The organism is Acinetobacter sp. Colony158, from assembly GCF_019264745.1.
Classification (GTDB): domain Bacteria; phylum Pseudomonadota; class Gammaproteobacteria; order Pseudomonadales; family Moraxellaceae; genus Acinetobacter; species Acinetobacter ursingii.
In genome coordinates this window covers 2,838,655-2,842,739 of the sequence record NZ_CP078523.1, presented here as the reverse complement: position 1 = coordinate 2,842,739, position 4,085 = coordinate 2,838,655, and the positions used below count along the sequence as shown (strand labels likewise).

The window sequence follows — 4,085 nt, the reverse complement described above, 5'->3', positions numbered from 1 at the left end:
AGTTGCTAAATTGTCAGCATCTGAACCATTATAAGTCTCACCTTTTTCCTTAACGATATTGAACCGATAGCCAAATTGTTTATCCTCTCCAACTCGGCCGCCTGCATCCAAACTTGCAGATAAGATACCAGCGCTTCGATAACCTATTTTTGTACTTAGAAGGTTTTCTTCAGTAGGTTGTTTGGTTTGATAATTGATAATCCCACCAGGTGTTGCAAAACCATACATTAAGCCTGATAAACCCTTTAAAGCCATTACATTCTGTGCAAGCTCAACAGGAAATTCTCCCCCCCATGCACTGACCGAATAACCATTCACTTTATAACCATTCGTTTCATCGAGCTTTAAACCACGAATCGAAACAGGGGTACTCCATCCACTGCTATATGAATTAACTTCTGTGACAATACTGGGATCACCGACAAAAATTTTACCTAAAGAGTTTGTTTGTCTGGTTTCAATTTCTTCAGCAGTTTTTGTGGTAATCGAATATGGCGTATCAATTACGCTTTTATTCCCTAAAACACCCACAGTATTGACCCGTTTTAAGGGCGCATCTTGATTGTCAGCTTCAAGGGTAATCGTCGGAAGCACAGAATCCGAAGATGCTAAACCTGATCGCCCACTTTGATTGGCTTTCGATTGAAGTGGTGTTAATTTTACAACTTCTTCTTTTTTATTATTTTTATTTTTTTCTTCTACGCGATAACCACTGGAAGTTTGTTTAATTTGATAATTAGTATTTTTTAATAATTCTGTAAAACCATCATGAGTTTCATACGAACCCTTTATTCCCTGACTTCTAACTCCTGAAAACAAGCGACTGTCAAAAACAATATTAACACCCTGCTCTAAGGCATATTGATTGAGTACCTGTGCCAGATTCCCCGCTGGAATGTTGACTTGCGTAGGCGCTGCATGAGTAATCACTGGTAAAACAGCAATAGAGAGAGTTGCCATATGAATCGCTAAAACTAAAGGTTTTGGATTGAGAAATGGACGACGAATAGACCCCATTTTAATTTCCTTACATCATTTATATTTGCCTATTAACTAAGACGTTTTAGAAATCAAAACAGGAAGTTTTTTTATAGATTTTTAATCTTTTTGAATAACAGTCAATAAATCGCCGACGGAGTAAGTACTTAGGTGGAGTTGGTCTTTCAATAATTGCATGGCTGAATCAGGATCATCCAATGGCAATACGGCATTAACACGGTATTGACTCAATGTCTTGTGGTTATAAATAAATTTACTGGACTGATAGCTTTCAAGTATGTCCAAGACTTGATCCAGTGCCATATCATCGACAACCAGTTTTTTATTAAGCCATGACTTTTGTAAAATATCTGGATTCACGCTCTCTATATGCACCTGATTTCCAGAAAAATTAAAGCTTTGACCTGTTTCAAGCATAATGGGTTCAAAACGATGATGCACAGAATAAATTTTGGTTTTCGATTCAATCATGCTGACACGAACCTGATCATGATCGTAATTGACAATAAATTGAGTCCCTAATGCTTGTACTTGGATATCTCCTAAATCAACTACAAAAGGTCTACTACGATCTTTGGCGACATGAACCAAAATATTTCCTTTAAATAAATGTATTTTTCTCTGATCCAAATTGTATTGTAGATTGTACGCTGTTTGACCCGCCATCTGAATGGAGCTTTGATCAGATAAAATATTCTGTTGCCATTGTTGCGCTTCCGTTGAATGATCTGCGTTCCAACGTTGATAAGGTAATTGTGAAACAATCCAAGCCGTAATTACTGCAATGATTAAACTGCTCCCCCATAATAGAGGTGCTGTTTTTTTCTTGGTCGACGTTTTTCTTAAAATATTATTCTGTACCACTGGATGTTGTGATCGTAGATTTTGAGCTTTAAGTACATCTACTTGATTTAAAAATTGTTGTAATTCTTCAAAGGTTTTTAAATGCTCAGGACTTTGCCGTTTCCAATGTTCGAGTTGGTTTAAATCATCCTGAGAATAGCCACCAGAACTTAATGTAATTAACCATTCTGCTGCTTCGTTTACAATTTGTTGGTCAGGTTTTGACATGAACATTCGTCTTATTATAAGAATATATTTATAGATCTGATTTTAACACAGCATAACAATGACTTAAGGTTTTAACCAAATCATGATGAATGGTTTTACTGGTCACGTTTAATTGTTTGGCAATCTCGACCAGACTCAAATCATCAATGTAATGCATCAGAAACGCAAGCTGCTGCCGTTCAGGTAAACCATCCAAAACCTGCGCAAGTTGATTGAGTATATCTATCGCAAGTACAGTTTGTTCTGGACTAATATCATAACTGAGGTTTTGCTGAGTCAAATATTCAAGATAAGCTTGCTCTATTTTTTGATGTCTTGCCCGATCAATTAAAATCCGTTTCGCCGTCGTGGTTAAATAAGCTTTGGGCTGTTGAATGTCGAGCAATCCTTGACTACGAATCAATTTGGTAAATGTATCTTGTAAAACATCTTCGGCATTTTCAGCCGAGCCTAATTTTTTATACAACCAACCATATAACCAGCTATAGTGAACTTTATATAGCTCTGCTATGTAATGCGTGATGATTTGTTGATTTGCCGTCATGATAGTAACGTCACACCGTCAGAAATGTGGCTAATGTATCAGTAATGAGAATTACTATCAATTTTATTTAAAATTAATTTTACAACATTAGTCTCTGCCCCATCCTGTGCCTAATGCTGCAATCAGTTGCATTGAATTGATCATCTGCCATTGTTGTAATTCCAGTCGATCTTGTTCTGCTTGCAAACGTAAGTTTTGTGCTGTAACTACTTCTAAATAACTGACCAGTCCAGAATTATAACGCTGAGTGACAACACGTTCATTTTCATGGGCTAGATTTAACAATTGAGCTTGTTCAGAAGCTTGGTGTTTTAGACTTGTTGATTGCATTAAGCCATCTTCCACTTCTTTCCAACCCGTCAATACTGTTTGCTTATATGCAGCCAGTTTTTCATCATAATTGGCTTGTGCTTGATTGATCCCCGCTTTACGTTTTCCGCCATCAAATACTGTCGCTGCGGTATTTAAACCAATTGACCAAAGATAGTTTGGTGATTGAAAAAGTTGTGAAAATATATTGTTATTTAAGCTTCCATTTAAACCAATATTCAGGTCTGGAAGCCATGCGGTTTTCGCCAGACCAAGTTGTGCATGTGTGGCAGCCAGTTCTCGTTCAGTGCGGATTACATCTGGTCGCTGAATTAATAAATGACTTGGAATCTGGATAGGAATTGTAGGGACATTAAACTGAGCTGTTTGTTTGCCAAACTGAAACTGAACAACCGTTTGGCCGAGTAATACAGCGAGGATATTTTCTTGTAAGTTTCTTTCACGTTGTCGTTCAATTTGTTGAATTTCGACTTGTTTGAGCTGTGTTTCTGCCTGAATCACATCTGCACGAGCGATCATGCCCGCCTGATATTGATTTTTTAAAATTTGCACCGAACGTGCATAACTTTGCCGAGTTTGTCTAAGTACATCGAGCTGTAAATCTAATAATCGAATATTCCAGTAGCTTTGTGCTGCTAAAAGTTGCTGATTCAGCTTGACCGCTGCCAAGTCTGCCTGTGAAGCTTCCAGATTGGCTTGTTGTCCCTCTACAGCTTTGGCCACTCTGCCCCATAAGTCAGGCACCCAACTGGCTTGTATTCCTGCACTAAATTGGCTAGTCGCCTTATTATTTTTACTGCCATTCCGATTTGCCGTGCCTTCGACACCTAAGCTGGGTAAACGTGCGGAACGTTGCTCATCAAGTAAAGCGATCGCATTGCGATAACGCGCTTCGGCCTGTTTTAAAGTTAAATTTTCTGTATTAAGTTGCTGAATCAAGGTATTGAGCTTTGTATCTTGATAAAGTTGCCACCACTGAGAGGTTTGGGGCGTCAAAGTTTGAGTTTGTACCCAATTTAATGAAGCATATTTATATTGCGTATCTGCCTGAATAACAGGTTGTTGATAAGCAGGTGGATGCGTCACTATATTTGAACTACACCCTACAATTAGTAAGACACAGCTAAAACTGGGTAGATGA

The 4,085-nt window shown here is 38.0% G+C and carries 4 protein-coding genes; all 4 read right to left on the bottom strand.

Annotated elements, in window-relative coordinates; translation table 11 throughout:
* Positions 1–1,017, bottom strand: a 1,017-nt coding sequence (locus JR005_RS11635; protein WP_218665106.1) for a TonB-dependent receptor, incomplete at its 3' end; no start/stop codon positions are given.
* A gap of 81 nt (positions 1,018–1,098) precedes the next feature.
* Positions 1,099–2,070 carry a FecR family protein gene (locus tag JR005_RS11630; protein ID WP_218665105.1) on the bottom strand — a complete coding sequence of 324 codons (972 nt, stop codon included), beginning with the start codon at positions 2,068–2,070 and terminating at the stop codon, positions 1,099–1,101.
* A 28-nt stretch (positions 2,071–2,098) separates the two neighbouring features.
* Positions 2,099–2,614 carry an RNA polymerase sigma factor gene (locus JR005_RS11625; RefSeq protein WP_151725240.1) on the bottom strand — a complete coding sequence of 172 codons (516 nt, stop codon included), beginning with the start codon at positions 2,612–2,614 and terminating at the stop codon, positions 2,099–2,101.
* 87 nt (positions 2,615–2,701) lie between these two features.
* Positions 2,702–4,085, bottom strand: a 1,384-nt coding sequence (locus tag JR005_RS11620) for an efflux transporter outer membrane subunit (RefSeq protein WP_228731697.1), incomplete at its 5' end; no start/stop codon positions are given.